This window comes from Streptomyces sp. NBC_01092, from assembly GCF_045039535.1.
Lineage (GTDB): Bacteria > Actinomycetota > Actinomycetes > Streptomycetales > Streptomycetaceae > Streptomyces.
On sequence record NZ_CP108659.1, the window covers coordinates 992,634 to 1,010,100 of the forward strand.

The 17,467-nt window shown below is 71.9% G+C and carries 16 protein-coding genes; 8 read left to right on the forward strand and 8 right to left on the reverse strand.

Annotated elements, in window-relative coordinates:
• The first annotated feature begins 16 nt into the window (after positions 1-16).
• From dhaL to OG254_RS04330, 3 genes are all read left to right on the forward strand, one after another.
• A complete protein-coding gene (gene dhaL, locus OG254_RS04320) occupies positions 17-616 on the forward strand; it encodes a dihydroxyacetone kinase subunit DhaL (protein WP_405577378.1) in 600 nt (199 codons plus the stop codon).
• A gap of 7 nt (positions 617-623) precedes the next feature.
• On the forward strand, positions 624-1,046 hold the full coding sequence (locus OG254_RS04325) for a PTS-dependent dihydroxyacetone kinase phosphotransferase subunit DhaM (RefSeq protein ID WP_405594841.1): 423 nt from the start codon (positions 624-626) through the stop codon (positions 1,044-1,046).
• A gap of 208 nt (positions 1,047-1,254) precedes the next feature.
• The gene (locus tag OG254_RS04330; RefSeq protein WP_405577380.1) at positions 1,255-2,379 is read left to right on the forward strand and encodes an FAD-dependent oxidoreductase; all 1,125 of its coding nucleotides are present in this window, start codon (positions 1,255-1,257) and stop codon (positions 2,377-2,379) included.
• Between the two features lie 31 nt (positions 2,380-2,410).
• On the opposite strand, the gene OG254_RS04335 is transcribed toward OG254_RS04330, so the two are convergent.
• Positions 2,411-3,073, reverse strand: a complete 663-nt coding sequence (locus OG254_RS04335) for a TetR/AcrR family transcriptional regulator (protein WP_405577382.1) — start codon at positions 3,071-3,073, stop codon at positions 2,411-2,413.
• 138 nt (positions 3,074-3,211) lie between these two features.
• Here OG254_RS04335 and OG254_RS04340 point away from each other — a divergent pair, with 138 nt between their 5' ends.
• Entirely contained in the window at positions 3,212-3,973 is a 762-nt protein-coding gene (locus tag OG254_RS04340) for an SDR family NAD(P)-dependent oxidoreductase (RefSeq protein ID WP_405577384.1), read from the forward strand.
• A gap of 30 nt (positions 3,974-4,003) precedes the next feature.
• Here the strand turns inward: OG254_RS04340 and OG254_RS04345 are convergent, their stop codons facing one another.
• Entirely contained in the window at positions 4,004-4,699 is a 696-nt protein-coding gene (locus tag OG254_RS04345) for a glycoside hydrolase family 75 protein (RefSeq protein WP_405577386.1), read from the reverse strand.
• Between the two features lie 449 nt (positions 4,700-5,148).
• Here OG254_RS04345 and OG254_RS04350 point away from each other — a divergent pair, with 449 nt between their 5' ends.
• Both OG254_RS04350 and OG254_RS04355 read left to right on the forward strand, forming a co-directional pair.
• Positions 5,149-6,129: a fibronectin type III domain-containing protein gene (locus tag OG254_RS04350; protein WP_405577388.1), complete on the forward strand. Its 981-nt coding sequence runs from the start codon at positions 5,149-5,151 to the stop codon at positions 6,127-6,129.
• Positions 6,130-6,297: 168 nt separating this feature from the next.
• Positions 6,298-6,831 (forward strand): hypothetical protein, encoded by a 534-nt coding sequence (locus OG254_RS04355; protein ID WP_405577390.1) that lies wholly within the window; start codon positions 6,298-6,300, stop codon positions 6,829-6,831.
• Positions 6,832-6,890: 59 nt separating this feature from the next.
• Here OG254_RS04355 and OG254_RS04360 read toward each other — a convergent pair whose 3' ends face one another.
• On the reverse strand, positions 6,891-7,442 hold the full coding sequence (locus OG254_RS04360; protein ID WP_147993831.1) for a PadR family transcriptional regulator: 552 nt from the start codon (positions 7,440-7,442) through the stop codon (positions 6,891-6,893).
• 52 nt (positions 7,443-7,494) lie between these two features.
• Positions 7,495-9,510, reverse strand: a complete 2,016-nt coding sequence (locus OG254_RS04365) for an FAD-dependent oxidoreductase (RefSeq protein WP_405577392.1) — start codon at positions 9,508-9,510, stop codon at positions 7,495-7,497.
• Between the two features lie 192 nt (positions 9,511-9,702).
• Here OG254_RS04365 and OG254_RS04370 point away from each other — a divergent pair, with 192 nt between their 5' ends.
• Positions 9,703-10,863, forward strand: coding sequence for a M20 family metallopeptidase (locus OG254_RS04370; RefSeq protein ID WP_405577394.1), 1,161 nt, complete (start codon positions 9,703-9,705; stop codon positions 10,861-10,863).
• 40 nt (positions 10,864-10,903) lie between these two features.
• On the opposite strand, the gene OG254_RS04375 is transcribed toward OG254_RS04370, so the two are convergent.
• Positions 10,904-11,284, reverse strand: a complete 381-nt coding sequence (locus OG254_RS04375) for a hypothetical protein (RefSeq protein ID WP_405577396.1) — start codon at positions 11,282-11,284, stop codon at positions 10,904-10,906.
• Positions 11,285-11,406: 122 nt separating this feature from the next.
• Complete coding sequence (locus OG254_RS04380) at positions 11,407-12,279, reverse strand: hypothetical protein (RefSeq protein ID WP_405577398.1); 873 nt, start codon at positions 12,277-12,279, stop codon at positions 11,407-11,409.
• A gap of 269 nt (positions 12,280-12,548) precedes the next feature.
• On the opposite strand from OG254_RS04380, the gene OG254_RS04385 reads away from it, so the two are divergent.
• Positions 12,549-14,627, forward strand: a complete 2,079-nt coding sequence (locus OG254_RS04385; RefSeq protein ID WP_405577400.1) for a SpoIIE family protein phosphatase — start codon at positions 12,549-12,551, stop codon at positions 14,625-14,627.
• 108 nt (positions 14,628-14,735) lie between these two features.
• Here OG254_RS04385 and OG254_RS04390 read toward each other — a convergent pair whose 3' ends face one another.
• The gene (locus tag OG254_RS04390; RefSeq protein ID WP_405577402.1) at positions 14,736-16,022 is read right to left on the reverse strand and encodes a SufS family cysteine desulfurase; all 1,287 of its coding nucleotides are present in this window, start codon (positions 16,020-16,022) and stop codon (positions 14,736-14,738) included.
• The gene (locus OG254_RS04395; RefSeq protein ID WP_405577404.1) at positions 16,009-17,400 is read right to left on the reverse strand and encodes a family 2B encapsulin nanocompartment shell protein; all 1,392 of its coding nucleotides are present in this window, start codon (positions 17,398-17,400) and stop codon (positions 16,009-16,011) included. The genes OG254_RS04390 and OG254_RS04395 overlap by 14 nt, the downstream gene beginning before the upstream one ends.
• Between the last annotated feature and the right edge of the window lie 67 nt (positions 17,401-17,467).

Here is a 17,467-nt window from a genome sequence, read left to right on the forward strand (position 1 = left end):
CACGCAAGGAGATCCAGTGCTGGACGCCGCATTCTTCCGCCGTTGGATGACGGCCACCTCCGTGTCCGTGGACCGTGAGGCGGAACGGCTCACCGCTCTCGACTCGCCCATCGGGGACGCCGACCACGGCAGCAATCTCCAGCGCGGGTTCACCGCCGTCGCGGCGGCGCTGGAGAAGGAGGCCCCGCAGACGCCCGGCGCGGTCCTGACGCTCGCCGGCCGGCAGCTCATCTCGACGGTCGGTGGGGCGTCGGGGCCGCTGTACGGAACGCTGTTGCGCCGGACCGGCAAGGCCCTCGGGGACGCCGGTGAGGTGAGCGAGGACGAGTTCGCCCAGGCGCTGCGGGCGGGCGTGGACGCGGTCATGACGCTCGGTGGCGCGGCGCCGGGAGACAAGACCATGATCGACGCGCTCGTGCCGGCCGTGGACGCGCTCGGCGACGGCTTCATCGCGGCGCGGGCCGCCGCCGAGGAGGGCGCCCTGGCGACGACGCCGTTGCAGGCCCGCAAGGGGCGGGCGAGCTATCTCGGGGAGCGCAGCATCGGGCACCAGGACCCCGGTGCCACGTCCTCGGCACTGCTGATCGCGGGACTGGCGGAGGCCGCCGGTGAGTGACGCGACCATGGGTGACAACAAGGCGGGCGAGGGGCTCGTCGGGATCGTGCTGGTCTCGCACAGCGCGCAGGTCGCCGCCTCGGTGGCCGAGCTGGCACGGGGCCTGGCGGGTGGCGGAACTGCCGTTCCGGTGGCCCCGGCGGGCGGCACCGAGGGCGGCGAGCTGGGCACCAGCGCCGAACTGATCGCCGCAGCGGCCGCCTCCGTGGACCGCGGCGCCGGGGTCGCGGTCCTCACCGACCTGGGCAGTGCGGTCCTCACGGTGAAGGCGCTGCTCGCCGAGGGCGACGAACTCCCCGACAACACCCGCCTGGTGGACGCCCCGTTCGTCGAGGGCGCGGTGGCCGCGGTCGTCACGGCGACGGCCGGAGCCGACCTGGCGGCGGTGGAGGCGGCGGCCGCGGAGGCGTACACGTACCGGAAGGTGTGAGGCGGGCCGCGGCGGGAGCAGGGCGGTCATCGGCAGGCGAGCGCCGCGGCTGCCGATGACCGCCCTGCCGACGTCGGCAGAGCCATGGTGTCGGTCATCTGTCAGGGCTGTCGGTTCGATGTCGGTGGCTTGTCGGCGGGGGTCCGGAGTCTTGCTGTCAAGCCCGCTGGAGCCCATCCGGCGGGCGTTCGACAGACAAGGAATCGGCATGACCACTGACGTCACGATCATCGGGGCCGGGCTCGGCGGCCTCACGCTCGCCCGCGTCCTGCACCTGCACGGCATCGCGGCGACCGTCTACGAGGCGGACGCCTCACCGACGGCGCGCCCGCAGGGCGGCCTGCTCGACATCCACGACTACAACGGCCAGCTGGCCGTGCAGGCGGCCGGCCTGATGGACGAGTTCCGCGGCATCATTCTGGAGGGCCGTCAGGCGATGCGGATCCTTGACCAGGAGGGCAACGTCCGGCTCGACCAGCCCGACGACGGCACGGGCGGGCGCCCCGAGGTGCAGCGCGGCGAACTGCGGCAGCTGCTGCTCGACTCGCTCCCGGACGGCACCGTCCGGTGGGGCCACAAGGTCACCGGTGTTCGCGGCCTCGGCCACGGCCGTCACGAGGTGACCCTCGCCGACAGCGGCACTGTCGTCACGAGCCTGCTGGTCGGCGCGGACGGCGCGTGGTCACGGGTCCGTCCGCTGCTCTCCGGCGCTGTGCCCGAGTACAGCGGTCAGTCGTGCGTCGAGACGTACCTGTTCGACGCCGACACGCAGCACCCCGCCAGCGCGAAGGCGGTCGGTGGCGGGGCGATGTACGCACTCGACCCGGGCGGGAGGCTGATCGCCGCTCACCGTGAGAGGGGCGAGACTCTCCACGCCTACGTGATGCTCTCCAAGCCGCAGGACTGGTTCGCCTCCATCGACTTCACCGATCCCGCCGCGGCAGTCACGCGGATCGCCGCGGAGTTCGACGGCTGGGCCCCGGAACTCAGCGCCCTGATCACCGACAGTGACACCGCACCGGTCCTGCGCCCCCTCTACACACTGCCGGTCGGGCACCGGTGGGATCGGGTGCCGGGGGTGACCCTGGTCGGCGACGCCGCCCACCTCATCCCGCCGAACGGCGAGGGCGCCAACCTGGCCATGCTGGACGGCGCCGAACTCGGTGAGGCCCTCGCCGCGCACACCGACGACATCGAGGGCGCCGTCACCGCGTACGAGCAAGCGATGTTCGCTCGCGGTACCGCGGCCGGCGAAGCCGAGGCCGATGCCCCTGACGACCCCACGATGGAGGAGCTGCTCGACTTCTTCGCCCGGGCCGGGCAGACCTCGTGAGCCCGCGGCCGGGCCCACCCGCATCCCTCCCCTACTCGATGCCTTCCGCCGCAACGCCGAGTGCCAGCCGCAGCGTCTCCGCCAGTTCGGCCTGTGCGGTCTCCCGGTCGGGGGCTGTGTCGGCGGTGTGCCAGGCGTAGTGCTCGACCGCGGCGCGCAGGGCCGCGTTGAAGATCGCCGCCTGGATCGTCGGACGCAGGTCGTCGGCGGGCAGGCCGGCGCGGTCGGCGAGGGCGCGGGCGAACGCCGGCTCGGCCTCGTCGTAGGTCTGGAGCCAGATCGCGCGCAGGCCGGGCTCGGTTCGGGTCAGCCGTACCAACGCGCCGACGGTCGCGCGGTCGGGGCCGGCCAGTGCGTGGCGCTCGTCCGCGAACTCCCGGTCGAGGAGTTCGGCGAGGGGCTGTTCGGGACGCCGGCGCCGCAGACAGTCGGCGATCAGGTCGATCCCCGCCGAGAACAGCGGACTCACGCAGCTCTCCTTGCTCGGGAAGTAGCGCCACACGGTCCGTGCGGAGACGCCGACCGCCGCCCCGATCTGCTCGCCCGTCGTCGCCGCCACGCCCTGGGTGACGAACAGGTCCACCGCGGCCCGCGCGATCTCCAGCCGGATCTCGGCCTTGCGCTCCTCCGTAAGGGGCGGCCGTCCCGTGGGTCGGCTCGTCGAGCGGCTCGTGTGTCCACGGGCTGCGGTCATGGTGTCCCTCCGGCCGGCGTCGATCGCTCTCCCGGAATTCTCCCCGAAGACTTTATGTCACTCAGAGACATTAAGTCGTAGGGTGAGGCCCCGGGCGCGTTCGACACCGCCCTACGGACTCACGGATGGGAGAACCTCATGAGCGGCGGACTGGACGGGCGCAGCGTCATCGTCACCGGAGCGGGCTCGGGCATCGGACGCGCGGCCGCGCTGGCCTTCGCCAAGGAGGGTGCCCGGGTGGTGGCGGCGGACCTGAACGCCGAGGGTGCCCGGGAGGTCGTCAAGGAGATCGAGCAGGCGGGCGGCAGCGCGGTCGCGGTGGTCGGCGACCTGAGCGAGCAGGCCGTCGTCGACCAGGTCGTCGAGACCGCCGTCGAGCGCTTCGGCGGGGTGGACGTGCTGGTCAACAACGCCGGGATCATGGACCGCATGTCGGCGCTCGCGGACGTCACCGACGCCGAGTGGGAGCGGGTCATCCGGGTCAATCTCACCGCCCCGTTCCTGCTCACCCGCGCGGTGCTGCCGCACATGCTCCGGGCGGGCAGAGGTGCCGTCGTCAACACGGCGTCCGAGGCCGGCCTGCGGGGCAGCGCGGCGGGCGCGGCGTACACGGCGTCGAAGCACGGCGTGGTGGGACTGACGAAGTCCCTGGCGGTGATGTACCGCAAGCAGGGCATCCGCGCGAACGCGATAGCGCCCGGCGGCACTCAGACCGGCATCGTGGTGGACGCGGCGCAGGACGCGCACGGACCGGCGGCGCTCGCACCGCACTTCGTCAACCTCGGCCGGCTGGCGCAGCCCGAGGAGCAGGCCGCCGCGATCGTGTTCCTCGCCTCGGACGCGGCCCGCAACATCAACGGCGCGATCCTGCCGGTGGACGACGGCTGGGCGGCGGTCTGACGCCGCTGCGAACAGCGTGGGCGAGCGCCCTCACGGACCGCCCACGAACTCCTTCGCCAGCCGTTCCCCGGCCGCGACGGCGGCCGCCGCGTCCTCGATCGGCGTCACCCGCGAGTCCTTGAAGACGATGTAGGTGACGCCGGAGGCCGCGCCGCCGCTTCGTGGATCGGGCGGGATGCCGAGGGCCTTGGCGGTGGCGTAGGAAGCCTCGCCGATGATGTCGCGCGGGCCGACGTCGCCGACGACCGCGTACTGCACCCGGTTCCTGTACACGACGGCCGCGACGGATCCGCCCCGGATGCCGTGGGCGCGGTAGTCCCAGATGCCGCCCGGGGTGGGCACGACGATGTACGGCAGGTGTTCGGCGCTGAGGTAGCGGCCGTCCGACTGCTGAAAGGCCGTCGTATCGGAGAAGTACGGATCGGTACTGCTGTTGCAGTGGCCGGTGGACTGTCCGTCGCAGTCGATGTCCATGTCGGCCTTCCAGAACACGGCGTCGCCCGTCCCGCAGACCGGGATCGTCGCGGGCGCGCCGCTGTCACTGCGGTAGTGCCCCTGGGAAACGGCGGTGCAGTCACGCACCTTTGCCAGCAGGTCGGCGGCGCCGACACCGGCCTCGGCCTGCACGTCGGGACCGCCTTGCGGGTCGGGCGGATCGGGGGGCGGTGTCGTCGGGGCGAGCAGTGCGGCGCCTGCCGCGGCCAGGGTCAGCGACTGGAGTCGCACGATGGGGAACCCTCTCGCCGGGGACATTGACACGCGCATCGGGCACTGCCGAACACACAGCCCAATGTGATGGCGTTTCGATGATGCTGCCACCAGAGGGGTCCGTACGGCGCACACCTCGGCGACACGACGTCGGTTCCCGAACTCTCCGCCAGGGGCCGGGGACCCGAGCCCGCGATGGGGTCCCGAGCACCCCCGGCCACCTGCGTCCGGCACCGGATCAGCGACGACAGCGGCCCGCGCCGGGGCGGCACGAACTCCCCATCCCTCAGGGAGAGTTCGGCCGCGAGGTACTTCAGCATACGTAATCCGTCGGGCAGGTCACCAACGACCGGTGGGTCACCCACGACGGACCGGGTCACCGACGACCGCCCTCTTGATGTGATCGCGTCAGCCACGTCATATTGGTCCGAACCATTGCCGCGAGGCCGCCCCCGGGAGGCAGAGTCGTGCGACGCGTTCTCGTACTCATATCCGCCGTCTGTGCGGCGCTCGCGCTGCTCTCCTCCTGCACATGGGGCGGGACGGACGGGGAGGGCGGCGGCCGACCGCCCGGGGCGCCCACAGGTGTCACGGCCGACGCCGGCAGCGCGACCAGCGTTCACGTCATGTGGAACGCGGTCTCCGCGGATCCCGGCATCCAGGTCTACGAGGTGTATCGCGGCCCTACGAAGGTCAAGGAAGTGCCGGGTTCCGCGCACATGGTGGATGTCACCATGCTCAAGCCGTCCACCACCTATGCGTTCAGCGTGCGGGCACGTGACACGGACGGGCGTCTCGGACCGCCGAGCAAGGTGGTCCGCGCGACGACCCCCAAGGCCGTGGCCGCCGACCGGTCGGCACCGACGCGCCCGGGGAAGGGCAGTGGTCGTGCGGTCGGCAGCCGGGCGGTCCAGCTGTCGTGGTCGCAGGCGACGGACGACCGGGACGTGGTGTCGTACGACATCTACCAGGGCGACACGAAGATCCACAGTGTGGGCGGGAACCAGACGGCGACCGTGGTCACCGGACTCAGGCCGGGCACCCGCTACGCCTTCACCGTCCGGGCCCGGGACGCCGCAGACAACCTCTCACCGGCGACCGCGGCCGTCCGCATCACCACGCCCGGCACCGACGACGGGCGCGGCACCGCGCCGACCGGGTTCAAGGCGACGACCCATCGCGCGGACGGGGCGTACTACCTCGACCTGAGCTGGGTGCCGCCACGCACCGACGGAGTCGTCACGGAGTACCAGATCCACCTCGACGGCCGTGCGGCCACCTCGCTGGTGTACGGCGGGAAGGCGCCGAGCGAGCGGGCCACGTACAGCTTCTACCTCGGCCCGGAAGAGGGTGTGCGCCACCGGGTGCGACTGCGGGGCAGACTGCCGGACGGCACCTGGGGCGGCTTCTCGGCGGAGCTGACGGTGACGACCGGCGGGCGGGGCTGACATCCGGTCCGCCGTCCCCCGGATGCAGCAGTGCGTCACCTATCCGGGGGACGCCCGCATGCGGCGGGCCCCCGGGGCGCGTTGGCTGCCCCTGAGGCAGCACGGGCGTTCCCGACCCTCGGCGGCGCAACCGACGTACCGCCGACCGTGCCGCCGGAGGGCATACCCATGCGCAACTCATCGCTCTTCCTCCGCTCGGGCCTGACCGTGGCAGCCGCCTCCGCACTTTCCCTCTTCGTGGCCGCCGCCGCCGACGCGGTCTCGGGGATCTCCGTGAGCACCACGGGGTCCACGGTCTCCGTCACGACCAGCACCTGCACGAACGTCAACGGCAGCTGGGGCACCGCCTCGCTGCTCAACAGCCGGCAGGCGAACTTCTCACAGGGCCGCCAGGTCTCCCTCTCCGGGACGAGCGCGCTGCAGTCGGCGGCCTGGTCGAATGTGAACGCCGGCACCTACACCGTCATCGTCATCTGCTCCGACGGCACGACAGCCGGCACCCAGTCGGTCATCGTCTCGCCCAGCGCCAGGCCCACGATCTCGGCCACGGCCTCGCCGTCGCGCGGGGTGATGGGCGGCATGGGCGGCGGCTCCACGGACTACGGCACCCTGACATTGGTGGGCGGCGGCCTCCTGGTGGGCACGGGTGCAGCGGCCACCGTTTGGTACCTGCGCCGCAAGGCGAAGCCGTACCGGCTCTGACCCGGTGAACGCGAGACCGGCAGGTTCAGCGGCTCCCGAGCTCAGCGGCCCCCCTCGGCTCAGGCCTTCTCGCCTCCCGGCAGGTCGGCGAACTCGTCCAGGGCGTGGGTGAGCCACTGGATCCAAAAGGTCTCCAGATCGAGGCCCGCGCGCAGCACCAGGTGTCGCAGCCGGTCCTGCGAGCTGTCCTTGCCGGGCGGGAAGTCGCGCTGCTCGATCTCCTCGTACTCGGCCAACTGCCGTTGGTGCAGGGCGAGATGGCGGCGCAGATCGGCTTCGATGCCCTCGGTCCCGACGACGGCCGCGGCACGCATCCGCAGCAGCAGCGTGTCGCGGTGGGGCCGCGGGTCCTGGGAGGCCGAGGTCCAGCGGGCCAGTTCGGCGCGGCCCGCCGGCAGGACGTCGTAGCTCTTCTTCTGCCCGCGGGCCGGCTGCTCCGCCGGCAGCGTCCGGATGAACCCCTCGGCCTCCAGTTTTCCCAGCTCGCGATAGATCTGCTGATGCGTCGCCGACCAGAAGTAGCCGATCGACTTGTCGAACCGGCGGGTCAGCTCCAGCCCCGACGACGGCTTTTCGAGCAGGGCGGTGAGGATCGCGTGCGGGAGTGACATGGCGTCATCCTAAGGACGTGAAGCGGCCGTCCCACGACCGCTGTCACTTGCCCTACAGGCTCGCCGCCAGCTCGGTGCCCTGCTTGATGGCCCGCTTGGCGTCCAGTTCGGCGGCCACGTCGGCACCGCCGATGAGGTGCGCGCTGTGCCCGGCGGCGACCAGCGCCTCGTACAGGTCGCGACGCGGCTCCTGGCCGGTGCACAGCACGATGGTGTCGACCGGGAGCACCGTGCTCTCCTCGCCGGCGGTGACATGCAGTCCGGCGTCGTCGATACGGTCGTAGCGCACACCCGGGACCATGGTGACGCCCCGCTGCTTGAGCTCGGTGCGGTGGATCCAGCCGGTGGTCTTGCCGAGCCCGGCCCCGACCTTGGTGGTCTTGCGCTGGAGCAGGTAGACGGTGCGCGGCGGGGCGGGGCGCTCGGGGGCGGCGAGGCCGCCGGGGCCCGTGTAGTCCATGTCGACGCCCCAGTGCCGGAAGTACGTCTCGGGGTCCTCGCTCGCCTTGTCGCCGCCGTCGGTGAGGAACTCGGCGACGTCGAAGCCGATGCCGCCCGCGCCGAGGACGGCGACGCGCCGGCCGACGGGGACCTCGTCGCGCAGGACGTCGAGGTAGCCCACGACGCTCGGGTGGTCGATGCCGGGGATGTCCGGGGTGCGCGGGCTGACGCCGGTGGCGACCACGACCTCGTCGTACGCGGCGAGGTCCTCGGCCGAAACCCAGGTGTTCAGGCGTACGTCGACGGCGTGCCAGTCGAGTTGGTGGCGGAAGTAGCGCAGCGTCTCGTCGAACTCCTGCTTGCCGGGGACCTTGCGGGCGACGTTGAGCTGGCCGCCGATCTCGTTCGCGGCGTCGAAGAGCGTGACGTCGTGGCCGCGTTCGGCCGCGCTGACGGCGCAGGCCAGACCGGCGGGTCCGGCGCCCACGACCGCGACGCGCAAGCGCCGCCGGGTCGGGGACAGCGTCAGCTCGGTCTCGTGGCAGGCGCGCGGGTTGACCAGGCAGGACGTGATCTTGCCGCTGAAGGTGTGGTCGAGGCAGGCCTGGTTGCAGCCGATGCAGGTGTTGATGGCCTCCGGCTTGCCGGCGGCGGCCTTGGCGACGAAGTCGGGGTCGGCGAGCATCGGGCGGGCCATCGACACCATGTCCGCGCGGCCGTCGGCCAGCAACTCCTCGGCCAGCTCGGGGGTGTTGATGCGGTTGGTGGTGACGAGCGGGACCGACACCTCGCCCATCAGCCGCTTGGTGACCCAGGTGTAGGCGCCGCGCGGCACCGAGGTGGCGATGGTCGGGATGCGCGCCTCGTGCCAGCCGATGCCGGTGTTGATGATCGTCGCCCCGGCGGCCTCGACGGCCTTCGCCAGCGTGACCACCTCGTCCAGCGTGGAGCCGCCCGGGACGAGGTCCAGCATGGACAGCCGGTAGACGATGATGAAGTCCTCGCCGACGGCCTCACGCACCCGGCGCACGATCTCGACCGGGAAGCGCATGCGGTTCTCGTACGAGCCGCCCCAGCGGTCACTGCGGTGGTTGGTCTGCGTGGCGATGAACTCGTTGATGAGGTAGCCCTCGGAGCCCATGATCTCGACGCCGTCGTAGCCGGCCTGCCGGGCGAGGCGGGCGGCTCGGGCGTAGTCGTCGATGGTCCGCTCGACGTCGGCGTCGGTGAGCTCGCGCGGCGGGAAGGGGCTGATCGGCGCCTGGAGCGGGCTCGGGGCGACGAGGTCCTGGTGGTAGGCGTACCGGCCGAAGTGCAGGATCTGCATCGCGATCCGGCCGCCCTCGCGGTGCACGGCCTCGGTGATGACCCGGTGCTGCTCGGCCTCCGCCTCGGTGGTGAGCTTGGCGCCGCCCTCGTAGGGCCGTCCCTCGTCGTTGGGGGCGATGCCGCCGGTGACGATGAGGCCCACTCCCCCGCGGGCCCGCTCGGCGTAGAAGGCCGCCATACGCTCGAAGCCGCGCTCGGCCTCCTCCAGGCCCACGTGCATGGAGCCCATGAGGACGCGGTTGGGCAGCGTGGTGAAGCCGAGGTCCAGCGGGCTCAGCAGGTGCGGGTAACGGCTCATCGGGCCCCTCCGTGCGCGGTGTCGTGCTTGACGTAGTTGTAGAGGACCGCGGGACGTTTATGCAACTAGTTGCACAACCGGGGGAGGGTGACACCGGCCACTGAGACCGGCCACTGATTCGGGCCGCCCCCGGGGCACCGCCCACCGGACACCCGCCCCCGGGCACCGGCCGCCTTCGGGCACAGTGGCCCCATGACCGCACACGCCGACGTGATCGATCTCGCCCAGCGACTGATCCGCCGCCCCAGCCGCGCCGGGATCGACGACTACCGCCCCGTCCTCGGCGTCCTGGAGGACTGGGTCGCCCGGCGTGGGCTGCCGTATCGCCGCCTCCACGGCGACCGGGGCGCCACCGTCGGTCTGCTGATCGAGGTCGCGGGCGGCCGGCCCGGCCCCTGGTGGGCGCTGGACGCCTGCGTCGACACCGCGCCGTACGGGGACGAGGCCGCCTGGTCGTTCCCGCCGGACTGCGGAGACGTCGTCGACGGCTGGCTGCGCGGCAGGGGCGCCGCGGACTCCAAGCTCGCCGCGGCGCTGTTCTGCGCCATCGCGGCCGAACTGCACGGCCGGGCCCCCGACCTCCACGGCGGGCTCGCGGTGCTGCTCGACGTCGACGAGCACACGGGCGGCTTCGGCGGTGCCCGCGCCTACCTGGCGGATCCTGCGGCGGTCCGTCCGTCCGGCGTGATGATCGGCTACCCGGGGCTCGACGAGGTCGTGGTGGGCGGGCGCGGCCTGTGGCGCGCCACGATCGCCGTGCACGCGGCCTCGGGCCACTCGGGGTCCCGCCGCACGACGCCGGGTGCGGTCTCGCGCGCGGCGCGTCTCGTACGACTGCTGGAGGAGGCCGAGCTTCCGGGCGCCGAGGGTGAGTTCCCGCTGCCGCCGAAGCTGACGGTGACGTCCTGCCACGGCGGCCAGGGCTTCTCGGTCGTGCCCGACCTGTGCGAGCTGGGCGTCGACATCCGCACCACTCCCGGCTTCGACGCCCGCGCCGCCGAACGGCTGGTGCGCGAGGCGGTGGGCGAGCTGGACGCCGAAGTGCCCCCGCCACGGCCGACCTCGATCAATGCGGTGGCGTCCTGGCCGCCGTATCGGCTGACCGAGGGGCAGCAGCCCGCGGCGGCGCTCCTGGACGCCGCGGTGCGGGAGGGGCTGACCGTCCGGCCCAGGACCGCGGGCCCCTCGAACATCGGCAACCTGCTCGCGGGCGAGGGCATCCCGGCCACAGCGGGCTTCGGGGTGCGGTACGCGGGGCTGCACGGCGTGGACGAGCGGGCCTGTCTCGAGGACCTGCCCGCCGTCCACGCCGCCTACCGGCGCGCCCTGCTCGCCCTGCTGGGCCCGTCATGACCGAGCTCGCCCTTGCCGGACTCGGTCACGCCGGACCCGCTCACGCGAGGCCGGGGCGGCTCTTCAGCACCACGTGCATCTCCCGCTCCTGGTCACCCGACGCCGAGGTGAGGTCATACACCGTGAACAGGGAGTCCAGGGTCGTACGCAGCCGTTCGATGGCCCAGTAGCCGCCCTGCGCGTCGGCCTCGACGGATGCCGAGAGCCGGGCCGGCGCCGGGCACTCCCGGGCGTCCGTCACCTCGAACGTGCCGAGCCACACCATCGGGCGCGTCTCATGGAGCTGCTGCGGCACGTCCTCGGGGGCCCGGTCGGACTCGAAGCACGTGTTCAGCGCGTCGAACACGATCCGGGCGTCTTCCTTGCTGCATCCGCTGATCTCGACGGAGACGGGCTCCTCGTGCAGTCGTTCACGTCGCATCGTGACCGCTCCTCTCGTGGCCGCGCCGCGGTGCCACGGGTATCCCGCGGAACCGGACCCCAACCCAAGAAAAGCACCACCCGCGCCGGAGCACTACCGGCGGAGCCCGCCCGTCCGAGCCCTCAGCCGCGCGTGAACTTGTACGTCTTGCTGTCGGTCAGCACGCAGAAGCCCGGCGAGATCACGATCACGCGCAGAGTGCCGGTACGGCGGTCGTAGTCGATGCCCTCCGTCTCGAACCCGCCCGAGCAGGAGCTGCGCAGCGGGAGCTGGCGCAGGGCCGTGACATGGCCGGTCACGTCGGAGCTGCCGGGCTCGGCGGAGAGGTCGATCTGGAGCAGCGGCTTGGTCATGCCGAAGAGGGTGCCCGCCGGGTCGTCGGAGGAGCACAGCAGGGTCGTGGCGCTCAGGAAGTCGCAGCCCTGCACGTCACGTACGGCGTGGTCGAGCCGGATGCTGGAGGTCCAGGGGAGGTTCGCCGAGGGCGAGGTGCTCGGGTTGACGCCGGGGGTGGGGTGGACCAGCAGGCGGGTCATGGTGCCCCACTCGCCCGAGACCATCCACTGGCCGCCCGGAGAGATCGCGGCGAACGAGTTGTTCAGCGCCTCGCCCGAGCCCAGCGTGTGCACGTATTCCGACCATGTCCCGTTCGGCGCCTGCACCCGGAACATCTTCGCGGTGCCCGAGTCCGCCTGGTACGGCTCGACGTAGTAGCCGTTGTAGGAGGCGTCGGGGTCGCCCACGTGGTTCCAGCCGCGGCTGGAGACCGAGACGGGGATGGTGCCGATGCCGGTGTAGCGGTTGGGGCTGTTCGCCGGGACCTCGACGGAGGTCAGACCCTGGCTCTCGGTCAGCGGGTCGGCGCGGTCGGAACCCACCTCCGTCCAGGTGTCGGCGGCCTGCGCGGGCGCCGCGGAGGACAGCACGGCTGCGGAGGCGAGGGCGACGAGGCCGGTGAGAGCGGCATGACAACGTTGCCGGGCACGCAGGGCCATGGGAGCGACTCCTCAGGGGGGTGGGGGTGTGTCGGCGGACAGTCTGGCCGGACGATGTGGTCATGTACAGACCAAAGAAAGAACGCCCGCTGTCTGATCGGCCACAGTCGCGTGCCCCGGTGCTGACTTCATCGGACGTTCGCCGTCGTGTTGAGGGATGGTGGAGGTGAGCGACCGAGGGGGCCCGGAGACGGTTGAACGCGATAGAACAAGGGGAGTCGGCACGGGGGAACGGCGTGCCGCAAGGAGCGGCGAAGGCGGTGCGTGGGATGTCTCCAGCCGAATTTCCCGGCGCCGAGGGCGGCGAGCCGGTGCGCGGGCCCATGGGCCCGAGCGGGCTGCTCGACGTGCTCGGGGTGGCCTCGGTGGTGCTGGACATCGAGGGGCGCATCGTCCTGTGGAGCCCGCAGGCCGAGGAGTTGTTCGGCTACTCGGCGCAGGAGGCGCTGGGCCAGTACGCTGCCCGGATCATGGTTCACGAACAGCACGTGGACCTGGTCGTCAAGCTGTTCGCCGACGTCATGAAGACCGGTGAGGGCTGGGCCGGTGCGTTCCCGATACGGCGCAAGGACGGCGGCACGCGCCTGGTGGAGTTCCGCAACATGCGGCTGCTGGACGACCAGGGGGACATCTACGCGCTGGGCCTGTGCGCCGACCAGACGACCGTCCGCCGGCTGGAGCGGGACGTCGCCCTGTCCACGCGCACGATCGCCCAGGCTCCGGTCGGGCTCGCCGTCCTGGACACCGAGCTGCGGTACGTCTCGGTCAACGAGGCGCTGGCACTGCTCAACGGCATCCCCGCCGAGGACCACATCGGCCACACACCGCGTGAGCTGCTGCCCGATGTCGACGCCGACGCGATCGAGGGGGCGCTGCTGGACGTGCTGCAGACGGGGAATCCGCGGGTCAACCAGCGCATCGTGGGCCGGACCCCGGCGGATCCCGACCGGGAGCACTTCTGGTCCGTCTCGCTGTACCGGCTGGAGGACACGGCCGGGACGGTGCTCGGCGTCGCGGGGATGGCCGTGGACATCACCATGCAGCACGAGGCCGCTCTGGCGGCCGAGACGGCACGCCGGCGGCTGGCGCTCATCGCCGACGCCTCCGCGCGGATCGGCACCACGCTGGACCTGGACCGCACGGCGCGCGAGCTGGCCGAGGTGGCCGTGCCGGAGCTCGCCGACGTCGCGGCCGTCGACCTGCTCGAGGCCGTGGTGGTGGGCAGACGCAGCAGCCTCGGCCCCGCCGAGCCGGCGGTGATCCGCGCCCTGGCCGTCCAGGCCGACCACGCCACGGTGGCGCTCGACGCCGCCGACCCGCCCGGCGAGGTCGCCCGCTACGGCCCGGACCGCCTCGTCACCGAGTGCGTACGGACCGGCAGTCCCGTCATGGTCGCCCATGTCGAGGAGCAGGACCTGCCACGCATCGCCCGCTCCCCCGAGGCCGCGGTGCAGCTGGGCCGCGCGGGCGTGCACTCCTATCTGGCGGTGCCGCTGATCGCGCGGGGCGAGGTGCTCGGCGCCCTCGATCTCAAGCGCACCCGCAACCCGCTGCCGTTCAGCGAGGACGACCTGCTGCTCGCCCGGGAACTGGCGGCCCGCGCGGCCGTGCAGATCGACAACGCCCGCTGGTACCAGAACGCCCGCGACATCGCGCTGACCCTTCAGCGCAGCCTGCTGCCCAGCCATCCCGCGGTGACCGGCGGCCTGGAGGTCGCCTCCCGCTATCAGCCGGCGGGCGCCATCGCCGAGGTCGGCGGCGACTGGTTCGACGTGATCCCCCTGGAGGACGGCAAGACCGCCCTCGTCGTCGGTGACGTGATGGGCAGCGGCATCGACGCCGCCACGACCATGGGCCGGCTGCGCACCGCGACGCACACGCTGGCCTCCCTGGACCTGGAACCGACGCGGCTCCTGGAGCACCTCGACAAGATCACCGAGGGCCTCGACCACTCCATCGCCACCTGCGTCTACGCCGTCCACGACCCGCGGCTGCGGCAGTGCAGGATCGCCAACGCCGGGCACCTGCCGCCCGTGCGGGTCCGCCACGGCCATGCTCCGGAGCTCCTCGAACTGCCCACGGGAGCGCCGCTGGGCGTCGGCGGCGTCGCCTTCTCGACGACGACCGTGGACCTCGAACCGGGCGACCAGCTGGTGTTCTACACCGACGGGCTCGTCGAGACCCGCCAGCATCCCCTCGACGAGCGCCTCGACGCCCTCCTGGAGCTCCTCGACGACCCCGACCGCCCGCTGGAGGAGTGCTGCGACCTGCTCCTGCGCACCCTGCACCAGCCCGACAACTCCGACGACGTGGCGCTGCTCATCGCGCGTGTGCTGCCCACGGGTTGACCGGGCCGAACGATCAGTTCGTCGGCCGTCGACCCCGACCTTCCGAGTGCGGGGCTGTGCGACCGTCTCCGGCCACACAGCCCCGCGCATCAGCTCCGGCTCCCGTCGTCAGCCTGCCTCTTGCAGTCTGCGCAGCGATGCGACGAGCTGGTCCACCTCCCCGTAGGTGTTGTAGAGCGCGAGCGAGGCGCGGGCCGCCGACTCCAGTCCGTAGTGGGCGAGAGCCGGTTGGGCACAGTGATGACCGGCACGGACGGCGATCCCGTCACGGTCGAGCCAGGCCGCGACGGCGGCCGGGTCCTGCCCGGCGAGCGTGAAGGTGAGCACCGCGATCCGATCGGGCGCCGAGCCGATCAACTCGAGCCCGGGAACGGTGGCGAGCGCCTCGTGCGCATACGCCATGAGGTCCCCCTCGTAGACCGCGACAGCCTCGCGGTCGAGGGACGTCAGCCAGTTCAGGGCGGCGAGCAGTCCGACGACTCCGCCGATGTGGCCGGTGCCGGCCTCCATCCGGTGCGGGACCGGCGCGAAGGTGGTCTCCCCGAAGGCCACGGATTCAATCATGTTGCCGCCGCCCTGCCACGGTGCCATCCCCGCGAGGAGATCCGGCTTCACGTACAGGGCGCCGATGCCCGTCGGCGCGAACAGCTTGTGGCCCGAGAACGCGTAGAAGTCCGCGTCCAGGTCCTGTACGTCCACGGGGAAATGGGCCACAGCCTGGGCGCCGTCCACCAGCACCTTGGCGTTGTAGCGGTGCGCGAGTGCCGTCATCTCCTCGACCGGCGGGACGGTGCCGAGGACGTTCGACGCATGGCTGATCGCGACGAGTTGGGTCCGCGAGGACAGCAGGTCGCGGTACGCGTCCTGGTCGATCTCCCCGTCCTTCGTGAGGGGGATCGGCACGAGCCGCGCGCCGGTCTGCTTGGCGATCATCTGCCAGGGCACGATGTCCGAGTGGTGCTCCAGGACCGGCACCAGGACGTCGTCCCCGGGCCCGAGGTTGCCCCGGCCCCAGCTCTGGGCGACGAGGTTGATGGCCTCCGTGGTGCCGCGCACGAAGACGATGTCGTCCGGGCCCGCGGCGCCGAGGAAGTCGGCGACGGCCGCCCTGCCCGCCTCGTACGCCTCGGTGGCCTCCCGCGCCATGGTGTGGGCGCCGCGGTGGATGTTGGAGTTGGCGGCGCCGTAGTACGCGGCGAGCGCCTCGATGACCTGACGCGGCTTCTGGGTCGTGGCCGCGTTGTCGAGCCAGACGAGGGGACGGCCGTTGACGGTGCGGTGCAGGATCGGGAAGTCCTGTCGCACCAACTCGGCGCTGAAACCGCCCGGTTGACGCAACCGGGAGGCCGGGTCCGCCGATGCGTCCGGCCGCGCCGTGACGTCAGGAGTAGTCATGGTACTTGGACACCTCGACGTTCTGGAGGACGGCGATGGCGTCGTCCACCAGCACTGCGGTGTTGAAGTAGGCCGTCATCAGGTACGACGTGATGCCCTTGGGGTCCATGCCCATGTTCCGCATGGACAGGCCCGGTTCGACCTCGTCCGGCACCGCCGCGGGACGCAGCCCCACCACGCCCTGCTCCGCCTCGCCGGTCCGCATCAGCAGGATCTCGGTGGTCCCCGCGGCGTCGCCGGAGCCGTTCGGGCAGGGCACCTTGTCGGAGGGAAGGAGCGGCACACCGCGCCAGGTCAGCAGGGGGCTGCCGAACCGGCTGTCCGTCACCGGGGGCACTCCCCGCCGCGTACATTCGCGCCCGAACGCCGCGATCGCCCGAGGGTGCGCGAGGAAGTAGGCGGGCTGCTTCCACACCTTCGCGAGGAGTTCGTCCAGGTCGTCGGGGGTGGGCGCACCGGTGCGCGCCTGCACGCGCTGGCCGGCCGGCACGTTGTGGAGGAGCCCGAACTCGGGGTGGTTGAGCATCAGGTTCTCCTGCCGCTCGCGCAGGGCCTGGACGGTCAGATTGGCCTGCGTACGCGTCTGGTCCATCGGCCCGTTGTAGAGGTCGGCGACGCGGGAGTGCACCATCATCCGGGTCTGCGCGAGCGTCATGTGGTACTCACGCGGCGCGTCCTCGTAGTCCACGTAGGTGCTCGGCAGGTCGACCTCCCCCACATGGCCGCCGCTCAGGTCGATCGGCGCCTCGGCGCCGGGTGTGGGCATGCCGCCCGCCGCGTACGAATCCACAGCCCCGCGCAGAGCTTCGTCGCGGTCCATGAGCCCGGCGAGCGCCGAACGCTCGGCGCGCAGGGCGACGCCCGGCGTGACCGCCTTCACGGCGTACGGCATGGGCTCACCCTTGGTCCACGCCGCCAGGTCGAAGTACTGCCCGTCGCCGATGACCTGGATCAGGGCTTCGTCGCCGTACCGTCCGGTGGTCCGCTTCTCGGCGCGACCCCGGACGATCACCCAGAGGTGCTCGGCGGTGTCGCCCTCGCGCACCAGCACCTGACCGGGCTCGAAGCTCATCTCCGTGAAGGCATCGGCGAGTTGGCCGAGCAGCGCGTCATCGGTGTCACGGAGATACGAGATCTCGCGTAAGTCGCCGGGAATGACGCGCGAACCTTCGCCGTCGGCGTGGGTGCTGATGCGGTCGTCGCCGAGGACGTAGGTGCGGCGCCGGTTGACGCGGTAGACACCTGATTCCACATCGACCCAGGGAAGAGCCCGCAGCAGATAGCGCGGTGTGACACCACGCATCTGCGGTGTCGTCTTCGTCGTGGTCGCTAGCTGCCGGGCGGCCTCGGGGCTGAGGCTGATGCGGTCGGTCGTCACAGGGGTCTCCTCTGGTCGATCGCTCCGGAGTGGACTTTCGTTCGAGCGACGCCGATCGTGCAGGCAG